This window comes from Yaniella sp., from assembly GCF_030453185.1.
Lineage (GTDB): Bacteria > Actinomycetota > Actinomycetes > Actinomycetales > Micrococcaceae > Yaniella.
The window spans coordinates 1-22,174 of record NZ_JAKDKW010000041.1; the positions used below are offsets into that span (position 1 = coordinate 1).

Here is a 22,174-nt window from a genome sequence, read left to right on the forward strand (position 1 = left end):
GAACTCAATGTGCACATGGATTCTGCCTCCCCCGTGGAGACCGTAGAAGACATCGAGGGGTTGGACCTCTTCGGCATTCCATTGACCGATATTGCCGAGGTCAACCGAGTCAATATCGCGCCGTCTGTTAGCACCATCAACTCGGTCCGTACGGTGACCATTTCGGTTACTCCGCAGTCCACCGACGACGTCGGAGCGGCAACCACCGCCCTGAACGAAGCCATCGACCAGGCGGCGCTGCCCGAGGGTGTGCAGGCCGAAGTGGGAGGTGTCGCCGAGGAAATCGACACCACCTTCGAGCAACTGGCACTTGCCATGGCCGCCGCAGTACTCTTGATCTACGTGGTACTGGTGTGGCTGCTGAAGTCACTGATCCAGCCGCTCGTCTTGTTAGTCGCTATTCCGTTTGGCGCCACGGGCATGATCCTGGCTTTGTTGGTCACCGGTACGCCTTTGGGCGCGACCACCTTGGTGGGCATGCTCATGCTGATCGGTATTGTGGTGACCAACTCGATAGTGCTGATGGACTTGATCAACCAGTACCGACGACGCGATGCGAACCTCGACCAGGCGATTATCGCCGGGGCCCAAAACCGTGTTCGGCCAATCATCATGACGGCGGCAGCCACCATTGGTGCCATGATCCCACCGGCACTTGGACTAGCCGGGCAATCCAGCTTCGTTTCGGCCCCCATGTCGATTGCTGTCATCGGCGGATTGGTTGCCTCGACATTGATCACATTGGTGATTGTGCCCGTGCTGTACCGCATGACCGAAGGTACTGCGCAGCGCTTGAACGAGCGTCAAGCTCGGCGTGAAAAAGAAGCCTTGACGAACTAGAAACATTCAGCGCAAAGCCCACAAAGGCTATTGTTTGAACCAGTCCCTACAGTAACGTGGAGAGATATGAGCAATACAGGCCCAACGAACGGCGACGACCACGACCCAATGTCCGAAATGTTCCGGAAAATGTTTGGGGAAAATGCACCAGATCCGGAAGAAATTCAACGCGCCATGAACCAATTCGGCGCTTCCGGCATGCCCTTTGACCCCTCGATGATGGACCCGCAGATGATGCAAAACATCATGCAGCAGTTCCAATCTATGATGCAGGGCTCCGACGACGATGCACCGGTGAACTGGGACTTGGCAAAGCAGACCGCGCGTCAATCAATCTCCGGCCAGGATCCATCGGTGGGCTCATTTTCTGCCACCGAGATTGATGATGCCCTCCGGCTGGCGGACTCTTGGTTGGACAACGCGACCACACTTGAAGCAGCCAACGTTCCGGTTGTTGCGTGGTCACGGGCCGAATGGGTTGAAGCGACCATGGACAACTGGCGTGAGATGACCAATCCGGTTGCTACCTCCCTGTCCGAAGCGTTAAGTCGCACCATCACCGAACAGCTGCCCGGGCAGATGCCAGAGGAATTCCAGGGCGCATTTGGCGATATGCAACCGATGATGAAGAATCTTGGCGGCTCGATGTTCGGGCTCCAATTGGGCCAGGCCATCGGCGAACTCGCCCAGGAAGTGCTCTCCGGAACCGACACCGGCTTTCCCATCGCCGGGCAACGCTTGGCAATGCTGCCGGTCAATATCGAAGAATTCGGCGACGGACTTGCAGTCGAACCCGACCAAGTCCGGATCTACCTTGCCCTACGCGAAGCAGCCCGGATGCGCCTATTCGCAAACTCGCCGTGGTTGGCACGCGATCTCACCGCTATGGTGCAGCAATATGCCGCGGGTATTACCATCGACGTCTCTGCGATCGAAGATGCCGTTCAGCATCTTGATCCAACCGATCCAGAATCAATGAACCAAATGTTCTCCGGATCGATGTTCATCCCAGAACCCGAAGGCGCCCAAAAGGCCGCTATCGATCATCTTGAAACATTGCTGGCACTCATCGAAGGCTGGGTCGATGTCGTCGTCACGGAAGCGTCCAAGCCATTGGAATCCGCCAATGCATTGCGCGAAATGATCAACCGTCGACGCGCTTCCGGTGGTCCTGCAGAACATGCCTTTGGATCCCTCGTAGGTCTCGACTTGCGCCCACGTCGGCTACACGATGCCACCAAGCTATGGTCGACAATCCAAGAAGCTGAAGGGGTCGAATACCGCGACGCAATCTGGGAGTCTCAGCTACGACTGCCAACCGACGAAGACCTTGACGACCCTGCAGGCTATGTCCAGCGGCAGACCTCAGCGGATGAGCAGTCCGCCACACTGGACGACGATCTCAAGAAGTTGTTGGAAGGCGGCTTCGACGACGATCAGGACAACAAAAGCTAGTCATATGCTTCCGGGAAGGTTTTGCCCTGGCCACGGTGCTGGGCAAAACTGACCCCGTGAAGGAATGCAATACTTTCACCCATTCGTGGGTACCGTCCCGCAAAATCACGAAACTCTTGGCCGTGATCAAGGTATTTCAAGTGGGCAAGCTCGTGCACCAGGACCCCGTCAATAACCCACTGGGGCATGCCCTGCAGCATCGTAGAAATGCGAATGGCACCGGTAGCTGCTGTACATGACCCCCACCGGGTTGTTTGGCGATCTGACCACACCACAGAGGCAGGCATGACCTCTGAACCGAGCCACACGCGAGCTAGATACTGTGCTCGAGCATAGAGTTCGGCATTAGAACGAAAGCGTTTCGAATCCGGCTGCCGGGACTTGATTTTTGATATCAGTCCCCTCCCGGACCTCACAATTTCCGCATCTGGCATATGTAAAGGAACGGATAATTCGATCATTCCATCGCGGAATTTTGCAGCAATGGTCTTCTTCCGCCGTGCCGAAGCAATCAGGCGGACCGTTTCCCCATCGATCTCGACCATCGAGGCAATACGACCACCGGAGAGGTGCTCAATATCTTCGCGTCTCAAAGTTGAAATAGTATCCATGTCCTTCATGCTGTACTACGACACAAGCTCATGAGGCTGACCTCCCCCGGGCCTGTGGAGAACGTGTTTGGCCTAACATCACTGTGGAAAACACGCCGCGCTGATTGTCACGGTAGCCCATCATGGTAACACCTTGAACCGATGAGGAGTCACCATGCAAATCAATCCGGGACTATCCATAACAAAATTGACTGCCAATCATCTACAGATTGGTTCCGGGTATCGTGCCCTGGAAATCACTGGTATCAGTCAGCCAATCGGCGTTTACCTTCAACGGCTTCGCCACGGAATTCCGGATGGCCAAGAACCGCAAGTTGCTGCTGAGTGTGAGGTCTCCCAGGTCGACTTTGCTCTGTTGATGAGCAAACTAGCACCCCTGCTGGTATCAACACCGTTTACAGACAGCGCTGTCACCAGCTCCGATCAGGATCATCGTGGCAGTTTGACTCGATTGCGTTGCGTCACACCCATTTTCGAAGGTGGCAGACTTCGCGGTCTCGCTCCCCACGACGAAGACCAGTTCCAAACGCAACGTTATGGTGCGGCACTTCAGATCTTTGGACTTGGCCGAACAGGTGTGGCGCTGGCTGGTATTCTGCAAGACTCCGGGATCGGTCATCTCAGTGTTTGGGACTCCCAGAGAGTTACCGCTACCGATGTAGGCACCGGGTTGCGCGACGAACATATTGGGGCAGTACGCTCCCTGGCAGCTGCCACAGCATTGAACCCGAAGCATCAACGTCCACGGATCCACCCGATCGGCAGGCTCAGGCAACCGTCTCTTGCTACGCTTGCCACGGTGCACATCACCCTGGGTAGGTGGCACACCGCTACAATGCGACAGGCCAAAGATCTTAGGCATCCGTATCTACCGGTGGTTATTCGTGACGACGAAATTGATATTGGCCCATGGGTTGTATATGAAGCAGCGGCCTGTCCGATGTGTTTGGAACACCCATCCACAGCAACCGACGTGCATCGTCGACTTAGTGTCTCGTCGCTGACATCAGATGTCGGTGGTATTGAGACCTTGGCTGGCGCTCATTTAGTGGCGGGGCTGGTCGCCACCGATGTACTGTCGATGGTCGATTCTCAGCACTTGCGTCACCGGGTGCCAGTGACCAAATACGGTATGGTCCCGGGTCTGAATCTCAACACGTTTACTCGGATACATTTGGCCAATGGGTGGGTTCAGACCTTCGAAGTCGAACCACGGCCGGGATGTTGCGCAGCCGTTCAGGAGCTCAAAATCGCCAGCACTTCGGTGCCGTAACGTTCCAATTTTTTTGGACCGACGCCCGGTAACTGCCGCAGTTGTTTGAGATCCGTGGGCAGGTTTTCGGCGATAGCTACCAGGGTGGCATCGGTAAAGACGACGAACGCGGGCACTTTGTCAGCGGTTGAAATGTCTTTTCGCCAGCTCACCAACTTCTCGAAGGTCGCTGGGTCATACGTTGGTGGACAATCATCGCAGCGGCCAATCTTGCGCTCCCCGCCTGCGGTCAGCACGACACCACATGTTCGGCACTTTGCTACTTTTGCGCGAGATGGACGCTTGGCTCTTGGTTCCGATTCTGTACCAGCTTTGGTGGTTGTCGTACGGATAGCCTGCAAGAACCTCGACGGTCTGCGACTGGCGCGACCTCCAGCCGACCGCGACAGCGCCCATGAGAAGTACAACCGAGTCTTCGCACGGGTGATGCCCACGTAAAATAGCCGTCGCTCTTCGTCAACGTTTTTGTCTTCGGTGGCAAAGCTGATTGGCAGCAAGCCTTCGGTCACTCCCACCAAAAATACGCTGTCCCACTCCAGGCCCTTGGCCGAATGAATCGAGGCCAGTGAGACGCCGTCCATCACAGGAGCGTGCTGATGCGAAGCGCGCTCATCAAGCTCCGCCACAACAACATCCAGGGTGACTTGATCACCACGCGCCTCCACAAGGTCCTGTGCCAGATTCACAATGGCATTGAGTGACTCCCAACGTTCTCGCACCGCACCGGATTGTTGTGGTGCTTGCGCGGTGTACCCTAACGATGCCAACACGTCTTTGATACGGGTAATGACTTCTGCTCCTGCGACGCCATCAGCAGACTTAGCAGCAGCACGTAATTGCAAAATACCGTCGCGCACCTCGCGACGATTAAAGAAGCGTTCTGCACCGCGCACCTGATACGAAATACCAGCGTCACTCAACTGTTGCTCAAAGGCAGCGGATTGTGCATTGGTCCGGAACAGTATGGCTATGTCCGAGCCCTTGTGTCCTGCCGCCAGAAGTTCTTTGATTTGCCCAGCCACCCATTCAGCCTCGACCTGTTCGTGACTGCACTCGGCAAACACCGGTTCTGGGCCGGCTTCGCGCTGCGAAATCAATTCGAGTGGCTCTGGCCAGCGGGGCATCGAAGGTCGATCGGATTTGGTGCGTTCCTGTAACAACCGGTTGGCCAGATCCACAATTTGTGGAGTCGAACGGTAATCCCTGATCAGCTTTATCTGAGTGGCGTGCGGGAACTGTTGGCCAAAGTCCAACAGATAATCGGAGGTAGCACCAGTAAAGGAATAAATGGTCTGGGAAGTATCCCCCACCACACAAAGATCATCGCGATCCCCCAGCCACGCTTTCAGCAAACGGTATTGCAGCGGCGATACGTCTTGAAATTCGTCGACGAGAAAGACCCGATATTGGTTCCGAACGGTAGCTGCAATGCGAGGTTCCGACTCCAGAATGCCCACCAGAATCAACAAAACGTCTTCAAAATCAATGAGGGAACGATCTGATTTAAGATCTTCATACCCTTGGAACAGTCGGGTCACAGCAACCAGGTCCCACCCGGAAGGCATCGTCCGATGGGAAGCCTGCTGCTGATAGGTCTGTGGGGTAAGCATGTTGAATTTCGCCCACTCGATTTCGCCAGCCAGGTCTCGAATGGTCGCTTTATCCGTACTCATACGCAGCCGTTGCGCAGCTTCCATGATCAGGTGCGTTTTGTACTCGACCAGCCGTGGAGTATCTCCACCAACCGCTTGCTGCCAAAAGTATTGCAATTGCGCAAGAGCAGCTGCGTGAAAGGTTTTTGCTTGAACACCGTGGGCACCCAAATCTCGCAACCGGGCGCGCATTTCAGCTGCGGCACGGGCGGTGAAGGTCACTGCCAAGACGTTATATGGGTTATAAATCCCTGTGGCTACCCCATAGGCGATGCGGTGGGTAATCGCGCGGGTTTTACCTGTTCCGGCACCTGCCAAGATACGGACCGGTCCGGACAGGGTGGTGGCTGCCTGGCGTTGTTCAGCGTCCAGGCCGGCGAGGATCTCATCGGGAGTTTGCAATCTAATTCTCTAAAGTTCTGGGTTGCGGCAATGGCCCACCGTACCAGTGGCGCATGAGATGGTGTGCGATCGAGGCGGCCCCCGGGATGAACATCCGACCGGATTCCACCTCTTCGCGTAATTCTTCGCGACTAAACCAGCGCACTTCGGCAAGTTCTTCGTGATCGGCTTGAGCGTCTTCTGGGTGGTGAGTGTGGCCGAGATACCCTAGCATGAGCGATTGTGGGAAAGGCCAAGGCTGCGATCCCATGTACTCAACGCCATCGACAATGACTTGTGATTCTTCATAGACTTCGCGTTTCACGGCGGCTTCCAAAGATTCCCCGGGCTCTACGAAACCTGCCAGTGTTGAATAGCGTTTATCGCCCCAGGCTTTGTTATTGCCTAAGAGTGCCCTGTCGTCTGGGTCGGTGATTAACATAATCACGGCGGGATCGGTCCGTGGAAAGTGTTCCGAGCCATCCTTTGGGCATACTTGTACCCAACCGGAGGTTTTCAATTCTGTTCTGGTGCCGCAGCGTGGACAGTACTTATTGACCTTGTGCCAGTTGGCAATGGCGATCCCCGAGACGAAGATACCCACATCCCGGTCGTTGAGAGCCGGTGCAATATCCGAAACGCCCAGCCAGTCGATATCTGCTGGCCGGTCTACCACGACCCCACCGACTTGAGGATCCTCCAACCAGGGCGCTTTGGTATCGGAGTTTGCGATCAGCAGCACGATTTCTACATGCTCTTCGTCCCGATCCACAAACTGACTATGTTGCGGAGTGTGCTCCGCCGAACGCCCTAGGTAGACAGCATCGTCAGGCAGCTCGCCTGCAGGAGCGGTCAGGACTAGGCCGCCGTCATACATTGGTGCCGTCCGCCCGTGTAGCCACAGGACCCTAGTGTTGGGCTGGTCCCAGATGGTTGGGAGCCATTGCTCGTCATCGCGAAGTTCAGTACCGCGGTCTACATCGTCGCGGGCAAGCGGAAGGCGTCCAAGGCCAGGCAGCATATTCATGGTTTCCACTGTAGGTCGGCGCGCAAAGATTTTCGACTCACCAGGTTTACTCAACCACATCTTCTGTAAGCGGGCGTATGGTTAATGTGATGAAACGAACCGCCATGGAACTTGCAGCACTCGCCTCGGCTGCCATGCCCGGGCTGGATATTGTCCAAGCCACTGCCTCGCCAGATGACCAGCGTGCATTTGACTCTGCCATTGTGACAGACAGCGACAATAATCATTGGCGGGTTCGTTCCCCTCGAAACTCCCAGGCAGCGTTCCGCTTGGAAACCGAAATTCAGGTCCTCTCGGGCTTCACCCCGGCCATTCGCGCACATTTGCCGTTCCGTGTGCCTTCGGTCGCCGGGGCAGTACAGATTGATTCGCTGCGAACCTTTATTTACCACCAGATGCCTGGCCAGCCGGTGGAGTTGGATGCCATCACGGGCTCCGAGACTCAGACCATCGATGACATCGGCCGTATCGTCGCGGCCATTCATCAGCTCCCTCGGGCCGTCGTCGAAACAGCTGATCTGCCTTCGTACGGGGCAGAACAGCTCCGGTCACGTCTGCTATCTGAACTCGATCAAATTGCACTGACAGGCAAAGTCCCGTCAGCGTTGCTACGCCGCTGGGAAAATGCATTTGAAGAGCGCCGGATGTGGTCGTTTACTCCACGAGTCGTGCACGGTGATTTTGATGAAACTTCACTGCTGATCGACCGTAACCGGGCGGTTGGTGTCACAGCGTGGACCGATCTGCATATTGGGGATCCGGCCCAGGACTTCACCTGGTTGGCTTCCACAGAGTCCATCGAGTTCCGGGAAGCCCTGCTGTCGGCTTATCACCAGCACATGGATCTTCCCGCCGATCAATTAGATCTGCATATAATGCGTCGCGCAGCACTGGCTGCAGAGTTCTCCCTGGCGAAGTACCTCATGTCTGGAATTAACGCTTCCGATAACGAGGTTGTCGCTGAGGCACAGGCCATGCTGGATGAGTTGGCCTCCGATGTTGAAGCAACTGGCGGCCAAGATATTGGTCAAAAATTCTGGGAACCAGAACCGACCCCAGAACCATCAGCCCAGACTACGGCACCGGTAGCCCCCGCTGAAACCGAATCCGCAATCGTCACGGACAACGATATAGAACTTCCCGAAGACGAGTCTAAAGCTGAGCACGACTCAGCGCCTGAACCGGAGGCCGACCCAAGCGGTGTTGCTGAGGTAGCCGAGCCGGAACCAGATACCCAGCCTTTCCCGATGTCGGCTCCCGTCTCCGGCGACTCCGAAGAGTCAGCCAGTGACGAGGCAGAAGAGCCGACCGAAGACAACCGAGCACTCGACGAGCCTGAGGAAGAGGAACTCGACGAACTGCCGGAACCGCAACGACCCGAAGCCGAGGATGACGGTACGACATTGGTCGTCCACTCATTATCGGATGAAGATGAAATCGTCCCGCACGATGAAGCAGCCCAAGCCGCCGCGCCTGACGTTGATACGCAACCAATTTCTTGGAAAGTCGTCCGCGAGAATCTGACCGACCGCTAAACCTCAACCATGGCTTTGGCGAGGATCTCTTCAAGTTCGTTCGCCGACGCGAAGTCATGCGGTGTTTTCTCTATTCCGTGTGCCAGATAGACAAATTTTCCGGTGATATTTTCCAGAGGGATGCCGTGAAGACGGGACCATGCCAGCCGGTAGATGGCTAATTGCAGACTACGCCGTGGCATTTCACTGTCTGCTGGTACTCGTCCGGTCTTCCAGTCCACTAATTCCCAGGTGGCGTCTGGATCGAATGCTAGATCCGGGTCTCCCCCGGTCCGGAATACAGCGTCGATGCGACCACGAAGCGTCAGTCCCGAAACAGATGTCTCAACTGCAGCTTCAATCATGGTTGGCACACGGTCAGCCCACGATGATTTTTCAAACTTTTCACGTAGCTCAGCAAGTCCGGTTGCTGCGTCCCATTCGGCATCCACGAGTTCTTCGGTTTCTTCAATGTCTAAGGACGGTGTTAAACCGGGCATGGACTGGGCATAGAAGTGTTCAATCCATTCGTGAACCAGTGTGCCTTCGCGTGCAGCCGCGGTGGGTCGCTGCGGCATGGGACGCCGAATCTGGCGTGCCACAGCTGCCGGATCTTGTGCAAGTTCCACAAAACGGCTCGTAGAAATATGCTCGGGCATGTGCACGTCATTGATCGTCGACATCTGCGCGCGGGCTAGTACCCAGTCAATGCGTTGAGCAAGATCATCGTCTAAATGTGTTGTCGATACTTCAGCAGTACGCACCCTGTGCGCAGCCTGTTCTAAGACGTCACGACGACGGTGGCTGCGCCGCACCAGTATCGCGTCCTCGTCGGGTTCCGGCAAACGATCGTCTTCACGGGCATCAACCCGATACTGTTCCGGCCCGTCGAGTGGATCGTAGGGCCACGTTGCTACGACCGCTCGTGAACGACGTGGGTTCTCTGCTGGAAACTCGCTAGCCCAATAGACTTTCTGGTCGAGCCCATGCTCGTCTTGGTATTGAACCATTTCCTCCAAGAAAACTGACATTGGTGCGGGTTTCTTGTTGGTCCCTTGCCAGTGTGCACCCGAAACCCACAGCAAGTCCTTGGCGCGGGTAAATGCTACATATGCCAGACGACGAGCCTCAGATAGCTCATGGATTTTGACTTGTTCTTTGAGCGTCAAAACTTCGCGACCCTGGGTTTCTGCGAGCTTTTCCCCCATGGATTCTGACCAGCCATCGACACCGGAAAGGCCTGCCCACTCGCGGACGTCTGAGGCAGCGAATTGTTCCCATTTCGGGAGAGTCTCGCGGTCACCACGAAGTGACCAGGGTAAATCTCCACGGGCCTTACTGGTCCATAAATCGTGTTGTGTTCCCGGGAAGATGCTCTGGTTCATTCCCGGCACAAAAACTGCGTCCCATTCAAGGCCTTTTGAAGCATGCATCGTCATGATCTGGACGGCACCGGGTTTTGGCTGCTCCGGTGGCATGTCTAAACCGTTTTCTTCTTCTGCTGCGGTTTCCAGCCAGGTCAAAAACGTCACAAGGTCGAGTGTGCGGGTATGATCCGCCGAGGCTTGGAAGGCATCGGCGACACGCGAGAATTCATTGAGATACCGTCGAGCATCAATCGAGTCGCTCCCAGGTCGAACAGCAACTTCGATCCCCAGCCCGGTCGTTTTTTCAATCTGGCGAATCAGCGTTGGGATTGGCAGGTGAATCTGTTGCATGAGAGCCTGCAGAGACATACCAAAAGTCTTTAACCGTGCAAAGCCAACTTCGCTAAACGATTGACCCCGTGAGCTGACCCAATTGCTTTCTGGTAACCGAATGATCGCATTGACCATCGATGGATGGTCAATTTCTTCCTGAGGTGAGCTATCGGCGTCCAACGGGCTAGTGCGATCTTGTCTGTCCAGTGTTCTGGCGAACTGATTCAACATCCACAGATCCTGTGGCCCAATACGCCACCGAGCGTTGGACAATACCCGCAGCAGAGACTCGGAGGATTGTGGGTCCGCCAGAATTCTCAGTATGGACACAATTTCGATCACTTCTGGGATGCCCAGGAGTCCAGCCAAACCGACGACCTCATACGAGATGCCGCGGGTCTCGAGTGCTTCAATGAGCGGCTGAAATTGCTTCTTGGTACGGCACAAGATTGCCGCGGTGTGATTTCCTTCGCCAACACCCAAGTCTTTGACACGTTCTGCTAGCTGTTGGGCTTCGGTATCAGCCGATTCGAACCAGTTGAGTTCAACGTTCCCGGCTTCCGCTCCTGTCCGTGCATGCAGCTGAGGGATCACTTGACCCGCAGCGGCATCGTCACGCAGTGGTTGAGCTACGTGGTTAGCCATGTCCAATATATCGCTGCTGTTGCGCCAGGCAGTGGTCAATACCAATTGCTCAGCGTCAAATTCGTGCACAAATGAAAACAGTTGTCCTGCCGATGCTCCACGAAAACCGTAAATCGACTGATTGGGATCGCCTACCGCGGTGACCGAATGCGACTGCTGGGTTCCGTCGCCCCGCCCGAAGAGGTGCGAGAAGAGTTGGAGCTGGGCATGCGAGGTGTCTTGGAATTCGTCGAGCAATACGATCTTGTATTTCTCACGTTCGATGACGCGCACTTCGTCAAGCTTGGTGGCAATAATTGCGGCGTAGCGAACCAGGTCGCCGTAGTCCATGACATTATGCTCTTGCTTTTTTTCGAGATAGGCCGTCACCATATCGGCGATCTTTGTCCGCAGTTTCAGCATCGAGAACAGAGATTCAGTGCTCTTGGTCATGGTTTTCGTCACCGGCAAGCCCTGCCCAAAAGTGAACATTTCTGCTAATGCGGTCTGAACATCGGCAGGCTCAACAAGGTGTTCACAACAATCGCCGGCGAGTTTTTTCACGGCCTGAATCGTCGATGACAAGGGGCGGTCGCGTACGTCGTCGGCAATGAGGCTTCGCAAATCTTCGGATTGGACGTCGTCGAGATCAATATCGGAGTCATGCTCGCGGACGACGTCGGTAATAAGCTGATAGGACTCTGCTCCCCCGATCAGCCGGGCATCGGGTTCCACTCCGATCCGCAAACCGTGGTCTGCGACGAGCGAGTTTGCGTAGGAGTGGTAGGTGGTAACGGTAGCCTGGCCGATGTCTGCTGTATCGAACGCTAATTCGATGTCCTCGCGTTCGGCTAATTGCTCAATGGCATTGTTGACGCGGGATTCAAGTTCGCCTGCCGCTTTGCGTGTGAAGGTCACGCCGAGCACTTCTTCGGGCCGGACATATCCGTTGGCAATCAACCAGATGACTCGGTCGGTCATCGTATGCGTTTTACCCGAGCCGGCGCCCGCAACCACCAGGAGCGGGTCCGGGCCTGCCTCGATAATGGCGGTCTGCTCATCCGTTGGATAAAGCCGTTTTTCTGGCGGCAGGTGATCCTGGAGCAGATCAGTAAGCTCGTGTGCGCTATACCGTGGCGCATTTCCCCATGTTAGACCAGCCATTCGGTTACCTGTTGTCCTTCCTTGCACATCGGGCAAAGAGTTTTGAGATTACAGCTGTCCTCGTGGTGTACAGCATAAAAGTATGGGCCCCGCACCCATCGGGCGGCATCCGCGATGTCTCGTTCTGCCCAGGTAGCACCTGCATCCAGGGCGGCCTGCGGTTGAATTTGTACCGTGGTTGGTGTTTTGCCAAGCTGGACAAGAGCAGCACCGGCGGGTTCTGTCCGGTCTACCAGGTGTTGTAGAGCACCGGCTTTTATCATCGCCTGGTACACGCCCAACTGCGGTAACTGTGCCATTTCTGCCACGGTGACACTCCGCGAACCAGTTTTGAGATCTACGACGTAGGCCCGTCCCTGTTGATCAACTTCAACGCGGTCAATGACTCCGTTGAGCTCCACATTGACGCCGTCCAAATCCATCTCGACTTGCAGTTTTTCTTCAACAGCAAGAAGCGTGCGTGGACCGAATACTTCTTTGGTCGCGCCCCGACCCGTGGAATAACCGTGCCGCATTTTATCGACGTATTGGTAGTAATATTCCAGAGCTCTTTCGGCCTTGGCATAGAGCGCATCATATTCCCAGCCTGCTTCAAGCCCCGCTTCAGCTGCTAGTAACGGGAACTTGGCTTTCAGTTCCGCATACATCTGGTCTACATCCGCCTCGGGATACTTCTCCGCTATCGCGTGGACAAAGGTACCGGTAGCGGCTGCAGCTGACGAAGCTGAGGTAGAGACCTGATAGATGAACCACTGCAGGGGCGATTGGACAGCAGTTTCCACGGTAGATGGGGACAGTCGGATCGGATTCGGCCTCCCGGTTTCATCAACCCCGTGAATCGGGTGGTCCGTTGAAAGCTCACCCAACCCCCACCAATAATCCGGATGCGCCGTAGCGACACCTCCATCAGCAAGAACTGCGAGCGCCTGAGCCGCTTGTGTCGCCCGGGCTTCTAGACGCTGAATTTCAGTGTCGTCAACGGCGGTCGTGAGTTCTCGTTGGCTAGTTTCAAGAGTTCGGCGCAGCTCAACGACTAGACCATCGACGGTCAGCGGGGTGGCAACCGTCGTGTAGGGGCGTACCGGATGTTCATCCGTGGGTACCCAAGGATCGAGCCGTTCGATGAACATGGAGGGCTGGTGGTCTGCATCAGCCACCGCCGTAGCGATCAGGGTGTTCGAGGCACGCGAGATAGCGGCGGAAAACGTACGGAGTTCGTCGTGGCGTACCTGGGCGATGCGTTCGTTAATGGGTTGTTCGCCTGCGGTTCCGGTCATTTCCTCCACGAGCTGTTGCGTGTGCAGGAGCTGACCACGGAGCCGTGTGTTGGGCCAGATGCCTTCTTGGATGCCAACGACAAAAACCGTGTGCCATTGCTGTCCAGCTGCGGTGGTCGGGGTCAAAACGGATACACCGCTGCTCGTTGAACGTGAAGACAGTGAATCCATGGGTAAGTCCTGTTCTGCCAGATACTCGGTAAAGCCCGCAGCGGTTTGGCCGGGAAATTGCACCACATAGCGTTCTGCAGCTTCGAACAGGGCCACCACGGAATCCAAGTCTCGGTTAGCCCGCACCGCTACATCTTTATCGTCACCCAGGGCTTGTTCTTCCCAGACCGATCCGACGTCATTCAATGCAGCCGCCCATCCGGCCCACAACACCATCTCTGCAGAGGCTTGTTCTTCGATAGTTGCCTGGACCATTGCAGCAAGCATGCGACCTATGCGGATGGCACCGCGAGCATATCGTGGCATGGACCGTTCAGCGTCGAGGCCCAAGATGGTGTAGGCATCATCGGGATTGGCGACCAGGGTGTCGAGTAGTTCGGCCGAGTCACGCGTACCCTGGGCTTCACGCTCGACGGCCAGGAGACGCCGTCGTAGGTTGCGAAGTTCAAGTGGCGTCGAGGAACCGTAGCGGCCGGTAATGAGCCAGTGGAGATCTGCGGGTTCAATGCCGGTGGCTGTAACAGCAGTACCGTCAGCGATCGCGTCGGCCGCGGTGGTGAGTGCTAATAGTGGTGCCGCTGCGGGTTGCTGGTTCAGCATGACCTCGGAGATGGAACGTGCCACTGGGATGGACTCTGATTCCAGTGCTGTTGCCACCTCGGACACTTTGGAAGCGGTGCGTGACAGCACTGCCATATCTTCGAACGCGACCCCGCGACGATGGTGAAGTTCCAGTACCTGCTGAACGATGAACAAGTGTTCTTGCACCGGAGATGCCAAACGATGTACCGCCACCTGGCCTGCGTGGCCCGCCGACTCGAGTGTGGTCCGTGCATCCGGTAAACCGGCGACCGCGGGGATTCTTCCGGCGGTACGCTGGTACGCGGTGTGCAATTGTGGGGGCAAGCGGTACCCCGTCTCCAGCGTCGTCACGATGGCGTCGGACGATAAATTTTGGGGCCAGTCAACGAGTGCTTGGGGACGTGCTCCACGGAATCCTTGCACCGTGGTGTCCGGGTTCGCCGTCATGACGATATCGCGCTCGGTGCCAAGGAGTTTGACTAGACGGTGAATGGCAGGAGTGGCATCTTGAAAGTCATCGATCATGATGTGCTGGATCCGGGTCGTTTCCGCTGCGGCAAAATCAGGATTGGCTTCCCAGAGATCGGCCGCGGATGTCATGAGCCCCGAAGGATCATAGGCAGCATCACCCGAGAGATCCAAGACGTCACGATAATCCTGCAGGATACGGGCTGCCACACGCCATTCCGCACGACCCTTAGTGCGCCCTAATTGTTCTAGCTGGCCGGGCTGGATGCCATACTCCGCACTGCGATCGATGAGTTCGCGCAGTTCATGGCGCAGCCCGCGAAGACCGACGGCTTCTTCCAGGCTCTCTGGCCAGTCCAGCGCTAAGTCCGGTTCGGTCATATAGCCGTCAATGAGTTCGGCTATGACTCGATCTTGTTCAGCACCTGCCAGTAAACGCGGTGTGGCGGTTTCATCTTCACGGATCCGGGTAATGAGGTCAAAAGCATAGGAGGCGAAAGAACGCACCGGAGTCTCGGCGCGAGAGTCAATGCCTTCGTGATTCAACCGTGCGGTGAGCTGGCTGCGCAATTGGGCCGCTCCAGTACGGGTGTTTGTTAACAACAACACCTGGCTCGTGGGTACACCGGCCTGAATCTTAGCCACCGCATATTCAACTGCCGTGGTCGTTTTACCGCAACCCGGACCGCCAAGCACCAGTATGGGCCCGTGACCAGCAGGTTGCTCCACAACAGACTTTTGCTGGGGATCAAGTACGGGTGCGCTACGAAAGAGGTTCTTGGGCCGAAGCAATTGCGGAGTTGAAACCATGACCTCCATTGAATCACCTTTACCTCAGCGTCGCAGAAACATATCCACAGCTTCCGGCGGTGTCCACACGCCGCTGAATCCTCGCCGGCCGGGGTGGTGACAAGGTATTTTAGAATCATGGTAAATGCAGACAACGTGTTAGTCATCCCCGGCCCGAGCGACCCGTGGCATACCGGTTCAATGGTGGGCTTTGACCTGGAGACAACGGGCCCAAATCCTCATGAAGCCCGGATCGTCACCGCTTCGATAGTACTGCTGGATCCCGATGGCCAGATGCGCGCGAATGCTGAGTGGCTGGTCGACCCGGGTGTCGAAATACCAGCAGAGGCTGCCGCCGTTCACGGAGTGTCAACCGAGCATGCCAAGGCTCACGGCATGGATCCCACCCAAGGACTCACAGAGATTGTTGCCACGCTGCAGGATTTCATGCACCACCGGGTCCCGATTGTCGCCTACAACGGAGTATATGACTTCACAGTGTTGGCCAACGAATTAGCGCGTAGAGACATGGATGAGGCCCCCGTGGTTGGAGTTATCGACCCTTTTGTTCTAGACAAGTATGCCGATACCTACCGCAAAGGCAAGCGCACCTTAAGCGCAGCCTGTGAGCATTACGAAGTCGTGTTGGAAAACGCTCACACCTCACAGGCAGACTCAATTGCTGCAGTTCAGGTATGCAAGGCCATCGCCACGAAATTCCCCGACAAGTTCAACATGCCGCTGGAACAGCTTTTCAACCAGCAGATTCGTTGGAAATCTGACCAGGCTGCAAGTTTTGAACAGTACTTACGCCGTAAAAACCCAGAAGCTGTCGTGTCGCGAGATTGGCCCATAGAAAAACTTTTGTAAGGCCCTCCGTTCGAGATCTCGCGCGCGAGGCGCATGATTCTGCCGTTATTCGATACCTGCAGTTGCAAATACCTGCTCCACTGATCGGATGCCGTTCATACTTTTCGCATAACAATTCTCAAAAAGGGTTACAAATTGTTCATTGTGTCGTAATCTGTGAGATGCGAATCACATGCTGGTAGACGTCTGCTAGCGAAGTGCTTCACTTGTGTTCCTCACATTCAGAACGCAACATCATTACTTGCATTACACCTTGAACGGAGATCCCGTATGCAAACGAAACGGACATTCAAATACGTTGCAGCACTATCTGTTGGCGCACTAGCCCTGACAGCTTGCGGCGGCGGAGACGACAACGGCGGCGATACTGCCGACGGCGAGATGGTTATCAATGCCCACGGTATTGAACCTCAGAATCCATTGGTTCCGACCAACACCAACGAAGTCGGTGGCGGACACATTGTTGACGCCATCTTCGCCGGTTTGGTCTCGTACAACACCGACGGCTCAACTGAAATGGAAGTCGCCGAATCCATCGAGTCCGAAGACAACGTCACCTGGACCGTCACGCTCAACGATGGTTGGACCTTCTCGGATGACTCCCCCGTCACGGCAAACTCATTCGTTGATGCTTGGAACTACGGGGCCGACCCAGATAACGCCCAGCTGTCGGCGTACTTCTTCAACGCCATTGAAGGTGCCAATGAAGAAGGCAACATCGAAGACGGTTCGGACACACTGTCCGGTCTTGAAGTCATTGATGATCTCACGTTCGAGGTAACCCTAAAGGAACCGGCGGCAGACTTCCCTGACCGTCTCGGCTACTCGGCATACTTCCCGCTGCCAGAAGTAGCGTTCGAAGACATGGAAGCCTTCGGTGAACAACCAATTTCAAACGGCCCATACGTGTTGGATGAGTGGAATCACGACGTCGACGCGAAACTGTCCACCAACCCAGATTACGAAGGTAATCGCACCCCCGAAAATGACGGCCTGACGTTTACGTTCTACACCGACCCAGACGCTGGCTATACCGACGTTCAGTCAGGCGTCTTGGACATCATGGATCAGGTACCACCCTCAGCCATTGAGACATTCCAAGACGATGAAAATATCGAGGCCCATACCGAGGATGGCTCGGTCAATGCGACTGTTACCATCCCAAGCTCACTCGATCACTTCGGCGAGGACGAAGAAGGCCAACTCCGCCGCGCGGCCGTTTCCAAGGCCATCGATCGGGAGTCAATCACCTCGACCATATTCGACGGTACTCGTACCCCCTCAACTGATTTCTCCTCGCCCCTGATGCCAGATTATTCGGAAGATATCCCTGGCGCTGATGTACTGGAGTTTGACGCTGAAGAGGCACAGGACCTTTGGGCTCAAGCCGAGGAGATCGCACCGTTTGAAGGTACGTTGGAGCTGTCGTACAACTCTGACGGTGCCGGAAACAAGGAATGGGTTGAGGCCGTCACCAACCAGATCCGCGAAAATCTTGAAATTGAGGTTGAACCGAATCCATTTGCTACGTTCGCAGAATTCCGTGAGCTCATTACAAACCGCGAAATTGACACGGCCTTCCGCACCGGCTGGCAGCCTGACTATCCATCGGTGTACAACTATATTGCGCCCGTGTTTGGAAGCGGCGCGGGTGCGAATGATGGCGACTATTCAAATGAAGATTTCGATGCCGCCCTCGTCAGTGCAGCTAGCGCTGACGACGAAGAAACTCGCACCGAAGCCCTGACCGAAGCCCAAGCTATTCTGATGGAAGATCTACCGGCAATTCCGCTATGGAACCAAGACGCCCTCGCCATTGCGGCACAAGGCGTTGAAGGTGTACAACTTAACTGGCAAAACCAGCCCGAGTACCACCTGGTTACCAAATAAACCCTGACGATTGATCAGTCTCTGTGACCGCCGATTTCCTCGGCGGTCACAGGTCTGTTCAACCTTCTAACAGCTCGCGTCACCACAGGTGACAAGACCCACAATAGAGGTACAGTATGTGGCGTTATATCGTCCGCCGACTGCTCCAGACCATACCGGTAATCTTGGGCGCAACACTGCTCATCTACGCACTCGTATTTTTGCAACCTGGTGACCCGATCGTCGCCCTGTTCGGCGAAAAACCGGTCTCAGATGCAGTCAGAGCAGAACTTGAAGCACAGTACAATTTAGATCAACCTTTCCTCATCCAATGGCTCCTCTTCCTTAAGGGCGCCCTGGTTGGAGACTTCGGTGTCTCCTATTCAGGACAGCCAGTTTCAGAACTTATTGGAAGAACACTGCCGGTCACCTTCCAGCTCGCCTTTATGGCGATGATCATCGAGGCTATTCTTGGCGTCATTGCTGGCTTCTACGCTGGTATGCGACGCGGTAAAATTTTCGACTCCACGATGCTTGTCGTCTCGCTGATCGTCATCGCGATCCCGATCTTTGTGTTGGGGTTTGGTCTCCAACTCATCTTTGGCGTCCAACTCCAATGGGTGCCACCAACCGTTGGGTCAAACACCTCCTTTACCAACTTGATTCTGCCCGCCGTGGTACTCGGTTTGGTGTCATTCGCTTATGTCCTGCGACTCACCCGCACCTCCGTTATTGAAAACCTCACCGCCGACCACGTGCGCACCGCACGTGCGCACGGCGTATCCGACGGCCTCGTCAACCGACGCCATGTCCTGCGCAACTCACTGATCCCGGTTGTGACGTTCTTGGGCGCGGATCTGGGCACACTCATGGCCGGTGCCGTAGTCACCGAAGGAATTTTCAATATCAATGGAATCGGCAACCTGGCGTATCAAGCAATTCTTCGAGGCGAAAACCCCACCGTGGTATCTGTGGTCACCGTCATGGTGCTCATTTACGTGGTGGCCAGCCTTCTGGTTGATCTGCTCTACGCTGCTTTAGATCCTAGGATTCGTTATGCATAATCACACACCGCGCCAAGGACAAGAACGCTTCGTTGCGCCCACCGTCAGTTCCGAGCTTCCAGCTCTCCACGTGGACACTTCTCATCCACCCGAAAACCAGTGGAAACAGGCATGGAAAGCACTTCGCCAGAACTGGATATTCTGGTTTTCAGCCTCATTGCTGGTGATCATATTATTCGTGGTCCTTTTCCCCAATCTGCTCACCTCGGTCGATCCTCGTACCGCTGATTTGTCCAATAGTTTGGGCAAACCACAGGCTGGACACATTTTTGGCTTCGATCGCCAGGGTTATGATGTGTTTTCCCGTACGATTCACGGCGCTCGCGCGTCGGTGATTATCGGGTTTCTCACGACAATCATCGTAACCATCATCGGGCTCTTTACCGGTGCCATGGCCGGCTTCTTCGGCGGTTGGCTCGATACGATCGTCTCTCGAGGCGCAGATATCTTCTTTGCCATCCCTCTGCTTCTGGCTGCAATCGTCGGACTCTCAGCGCTAAATAATGTCTGGCCAGATCGGGGCTACTGGGGCGGTGTCTTCGCCGTAATTATCGCGTTAGCGGTCTTTGGTTGGCCACAGATAACCCGTATTGCTCGCGGGGCAGTGCTGGAAATTAAGCACCTGGAGTTCGTAGATGCCGCCCGTTCTCTAGGTGCTTCGAAATGGCGTAACCTCTTCACACACATCATCCCCAACGCTCTGCCACCGGTCATCGTGACCGCTACTGTGTCGTTGGGTGTCTACATTGTGGCCGAAGCGACCCTATCGTTCCTCGGGATTGGCCTGCCGCCAAGTGTTGTTTCTTGGGGTAACGATATCGCCGCCGCTCAGCCGCAGGTGCGTTCCGGCGACAACCTGCACGTACTTTTCTTCCCAGCAGGTGCGCTAGCCATCACCGTCTTGAGCTTCATGTTGCTCGGTGATGCGGTACGCGATGCTCTGGATCCGAAAGCGAGAAAATAAAATGGTTAACGAAACACCACTTTTGGAAATCGAGAACCTGCACATCAATTTCATGGTGGATAAACGCCAAATTCATGCGGTGCAGGGTTTGAACCTGACCATGTACGAAGGCCAGACGGTAGCAATCGTCGGCGAATCAGGATCTGGGAAATCCACCACGGCCCATGCCATCATCGACCTGCTGCCAGGAACCGGTTACGTTGCTCAAGGTTCTATCAAGTACCAAGGCACGGACCTTGTCCAACTGTCACAGAAGAAACGTCGCGGCTATCGTGGTTCGCACATAGGCTTAGTGCCGCAGGACCCTCTGTCGAACCTGAACCCTCTGTATAAAGTGGGCGCTCAGATCAAAGAAGTCCTTGAAGTCAACGACGTCACCAAAGGACGCGCCGCAGATCAGCGCGTTGTAGAACTGTTGGAAGAGGCAGGATTACCCGATGCACAACGACGCGCACAGCAGTATCCGCACGAGTTCTCAGGTGGGATGCGACAGCGCGCACTCATAGCTGCTGGGCTAGCAGCACGTCCGCAAGTGTTGATCGCAGATGAGCCTACATCAGCTCTGGATGTAACCGTTCAGAAACAAATTTTGGACCATCTGGATGTTCTCACTGATGAACTTGGGGTGGCCGTGCTGCTTATTACACATGACCTCGGGCTAGCTGCTGAACGCGCTGATCACTTGGTGGTCATGTACAAAGGTGAGGTTGTCGAGTCCGGCCCGGCCCTGGAAATTCTGCAAGATCCGCAACACGAATATTCCAAACGACTCATCAATGCAGCGCCATCCTTGCAGTCGGAACGCCTTGCTTCTCGTGAGCGAGTAGAAGTTCGCACTGCCGCGCAGGAACATGTTGAGCATGAAGAACAGCGAGATCCTACCGATGATGTCATGGAAATCCAGAATTTGACGAAAGTCTTCAAGCTTCCTGGCAAAGGATTCACCAAAACTGATCTAATCGCTGCCGAGAATGTGAACTTCAATCTGGCCCGCGGTACGACAACAGCGCTGGTCGGTGAATCAGGGTCTGGAAAATCTACCGTGGCACGCATGGTGTTGGGATTGGATGCGCCGACCAAGGGACATGTGTATTTCGAAGGAGTCGATATTTCAACCATTAAGGGTCATGCCCGGCAGATGAAGTTTCGACGTCGGATCCAACCGGTGTTCCAGAACCCCTATGCCTCGCTTGATCCAATGTTCTCGATTTTCGACGCTATCGAGGAACCACTCGTAGTACATAAGACGGGTTCTAAGTCGGAACGTGAGCAACGGGTAAGGCAACTGCTTGATCAGGTTTCTTTGCCTCACAGTGCGATGAACCGTTATCCCAACGAATTATCTGGTGGTCAACGACAACGTGTGGCCATTGCCCGTGCTTTAGCGCTGAACCCGGATGTTCTGGTTCTTGATGAAGCAGTCTCTGCCCTGGATGTGCTGGTCCAGGCGCAGATTCTCGAGCTGCTCAATGACCTGCAGGTTGAGTTGGGACTGTCGTACTTATTCATTACCCACGATCTCGCTGTGGTTCGACAGATTGCTGACAACGTGCTGGTCATGCAGAGTGGAAAAGTTGTTGAGCAGGCCTCTGCTGACAGTATTTTCGCTGCCCCAGCAGTCGAATATACCCAAAAATTGTTGGCCGCAATCCCGGGACGAGACATCCAGCTGGCGGGTTGAAACCATTCAACACGGTGATGGCCGTGACGATACAACTTACGGCCATCATTCTGTTGTGTGCTCTCAGTACGCAAGAAATGTCGTGAGTCCCCGGCCGTTGTTAGCCGCTGACGACTAGTTCAACAGCTTTATGACCAGCACCGAGCGACGTTGTGTTTGCGGCCTTCTAGTTAGGCGGCGAGGCGGAGGGTCAGGGTC

14 protein-coding genes are annotated in these 22,174 nt (G+C 55.3%); 9 read left to right on the forward strand and 5 right to left on the reverse strand.

The features are described from left to right. Both L0H14_RS07465 and L0H14_RS07470 read left to right on the forward strand, forming a co-directional pair. On the forward strand, positions 1-840 hold an 840-nt coding region (locus L0H14_RS07465; RefSeq protein WP_301421584.1), incomplete at its 5' end, for an efflux RND transporter permease subunit. A gap of 66 nt (positions 841-906) precedes the next feature. Next, positions 907-2,295 carry a zinc-dependent metalloprotease gene (locus L0H14_RS07470; protein WP_301418613.1) on the forward strand — a complete coding sequence of 463 codons (1,389 nt, stop codon included), beginning with the start codon at positions 907-909 and terminating at the stop codon, positions 2,293-2,295. Here the strand turns inward: L0H14_RS07470 and L0H14_RS07475 are convergent. Next, on the reverse strand, positions 2,292-2,906 hold the full coding sequence (locus L0H14_RS07475; protein WP_301418615.1) for a M48 family metallopeptidase: 615 nt from the start codon (positions 2,904-2,906) through the stop codon (positions 2,292-2,294). The genes L0H14_RS07470 and L0H14_RS07475 overlap by 4 nt on opposite strands. Positions 2,907-3,060: 154 nt before the next feature. Here L0H14_RS07475 and L0H14_RS07480 point away from each other — a divergent pair, with 154 nt between their 5' ends. After that, complete coding sequence (locus L0H14_RS07480) at positions 3,061-4,179, forward strand: hypothetical protein (RefSeq protein WP_301418617.1); 1,119 nt, start codon at positions 3,061-3,063, stop codon at positions 4,177-4,179. Here L0H14_RS07480 and L0H14_RS07485 read toward each other — a convergent pair. Continuing rightward, complete coding sequence (locus L0H14_RS07485; protein WP_301421585.1) at positions 4,143-6,233, reverse strand: ATP-dependent DNA helicase UvrD2; 2,091 nt, start codon at positions 6,231-6,233, stop codon at positions 4,143-4,145. The two genes, L0H14_RS07480 and L0H14_RS07485, sit on opposite strands and share 37 nt — an antisense overlap. A gap of 1 nt (position 6,234) precedes the next feature. Continuing rightward, complete coding sequence (gene nudC, locus L0H14_RS07490; protein ID WP_301421586.1) at positions 6,235-7,239, reverse strand: NAD(+) diphosphatase; 1,005 nt, start codon at positions 7,237-7,239, stop codon at positions 6,235-6,237. An 89-nt stretch (positions 7,240-7,328) separates the two neighbouring features. On the opposite strand from nudC, the gene L0H14_RS07495 reads away from it, so the two are divergent. Continuing rightward, positions 7,329-8,774 carry a phosphotransferase gene (locus tag L0H14_RS07495; RefSeq protein ID WP_301421587.1) on the forward strand — a complete coding sequence of 482 codons (1,446 nt, stop codon included), beginning with the start codon at positions 7,329-7,331 and terminating at the stop codon, positions 8,772-8,774. Here L0H14_RS07495 and L0H14_RS07500 read toward each other — a convergent pair. Then, a complete protein-coding gene (locus L0H14_RS07500; protein WP_301418625.1) occupies positions 8,771-12,241 on the reverse strand; it encodes an ATP-dependent DNA helicase in 3,471 nt (1,156 codons plus the stop codon). The two genes, L0H14_RS07495 and L0H14_RS07500, sit on opposite strands and share 4 nt — an antisense overlap. After that, on the reverse strand, positions 12,229-15,549 hold the full coding sequence (locus tag L0H14_RS07505; RefSeq protein WP_301418627.1) for an ATP-dependent DNA helicase: 3,321 nt from the start codon (positions 15,547-15,549) through the stop codon (positions 12,229-12,231). The genes L0H14_RS07500 and L0H14_RS07505 overlap by 13 nt, the downstream gene beginning before the upstream one ends. Before the next feature lie 117 nt (positions 15,550-15,666). Between L0H14_RS07505 and L0H14_RS07510 the strand changes: the two genes are divergently transcribed. The 5 genes from L0H14_RS07510 to L0H14_RS07530 all read left to right on the forward strand — a co-directional run bounded on the left by L0H14_RS07510 (position 15,667) and on the right by L0H14_RS07530 (position 21,976). After that, positions 15,667-16,398, forward strand: a complete 732-nt coding sequence (locus tag L0H14_RS07510) for a 3'-5' exonuclease (protein ID WP_301421588.1) — start codon at positions 15,667-15,669, stop codon at positions 16,396-16,398. 270 nt (positions 16,399-16,668) lie between these two features. Then, the gene (locus tag L0H14_RS07515; protein WP_301418631.1) at positions 16,669-18,288 is read left to right on the forward strand and encodes an ABC transporter substrate-binding protein; all 1,620 of its coding nucleotides are present in this window, start codon (positions 16,669-16,671) and stop codon (positions 18,286-18,288) included. A gap of 116 nt (positions 18,289-18,404) precedes the next feature. Next, the gene (locus tag L0H14_RS07520; protein WP_301418633.1) at positions 18,405-19,331 is read left to right on the forward strand and encodes an ABC transporter permease; all 927 of its coding nucleotides are present in this window, start codon (positions 18,405-18,407) and stop codon (positions 19,329-19,331) included. Next, a complete protein-coding gene (locus tag L0H14_RS07525; RefSeq protein WP_301418635.1) occupies positions 19,324-20,295 on the forward strand; it encodes an ABC transporter permease in 972 nt (323 codons plus the stop codon). The genes L0H14_RS07520 and L0H14_RS07525 overlap by 8 nt, the downstream gene beginning before the upstream one ends. A 1-nt stretch (position 20,296) precedes the next feature. Continuing rightward, positions 20,297-21,976: an ABC transporter ATP-binding protein gene (locus L0H14_RS07530; RefSeq protein WP_301418637.1), complete on the forward strand. Its 1,680-nt coding sequence runs from the start codon at positions 20,297-20,299 to the stop codon at positions 21,974-21,976. The last annotated feature ends 198 nt before the right edge of the window (positions 21,977-22,174 follow it).

Bases quoted from the DNA above. Each gene is read 5' to 3' on its own strand.
- L0H14_RS07515 (WP_301418631.1), top strand. From the start codon at position 16,669: ATGCAAACGAAACGGACATTCAAATACGTTGCAGCACTATCTGTTGGC.
- nudC (WP_301421586.1), bottom strand. From the start codon at position 7,239: ATGAATATGCTGCCTGGCCTTGGACGCCTTCCGCTTGCCCGCGACGAT.
- L0H14_RS07475 (WP_301418615.1), bottom strand. From the start codon at position 2,906: ATGGATACTATTTCAACTTTGAGACGCGAAGATATTGAGCACCTCTCC.
- L0H14_RS07530 (WP_301418637.1), top strand. From the start codon at position 20,297: ATGGTTAACGAAACACCACTTTTGGAAATCGAGAACCTGCACATCAAT.
- L0H14_RS07470 (WP_301418613.1), top strand. From the start codon at position 907: ATGAGCAATACAGGCCCAACGAACGGCGACGACCACGACCCAATGTCC.
- L0H14_RS07525 (WP_301418635.1), top strand. From the start codon at position 19,324: ATGCATAATCACACACCGCGCCAAGGACAAGAACGCTTCGTTGCGCCC.
- L0H14_RS07510 (WP_301421588.1), top strand. From the start codon at position 15,667: ATGGTAAATGCAGACAACGTGTTAGTCATCCCCGGCCCGAGCGACCCG.
- L0H14_RS07495 (WP_301421587.1), top strand. From the start codon at position 7,329: ATGAAACGAACCGCCATGGAACTTGCAGCACTCGCCTCGGCTGCCATG.
- L0H14_RS07520 (WP_301418633.1), top strand. From the start codon at position 18,405: ATGTGGCGTTATATCGTCCGCCGACTGCTCCAGACCATACCGGTAATC.
- L0H14_RS07505 (WP_301418627.1), bottom strand. From the start codon at position 15,549: ATGGTTTCAACTCCGCAATTGCTTCGGCCCAAGAACCTCTTTCGTAGC.
- L0H14_RS07480 (WP_301418617.1), top strand. From the start codon at position 3,061: ATGCAAATCAATCCGGGACTATCCATAACAAAATTGACTGCCAATCAT.
- L0H14_RS07500 (WP_301418625.1), bottom strand. From the start codon at position 12,241: ATGGCTGGTCTAACATGGGGAAATGCGCCACGGTATAGCGCACACGAG.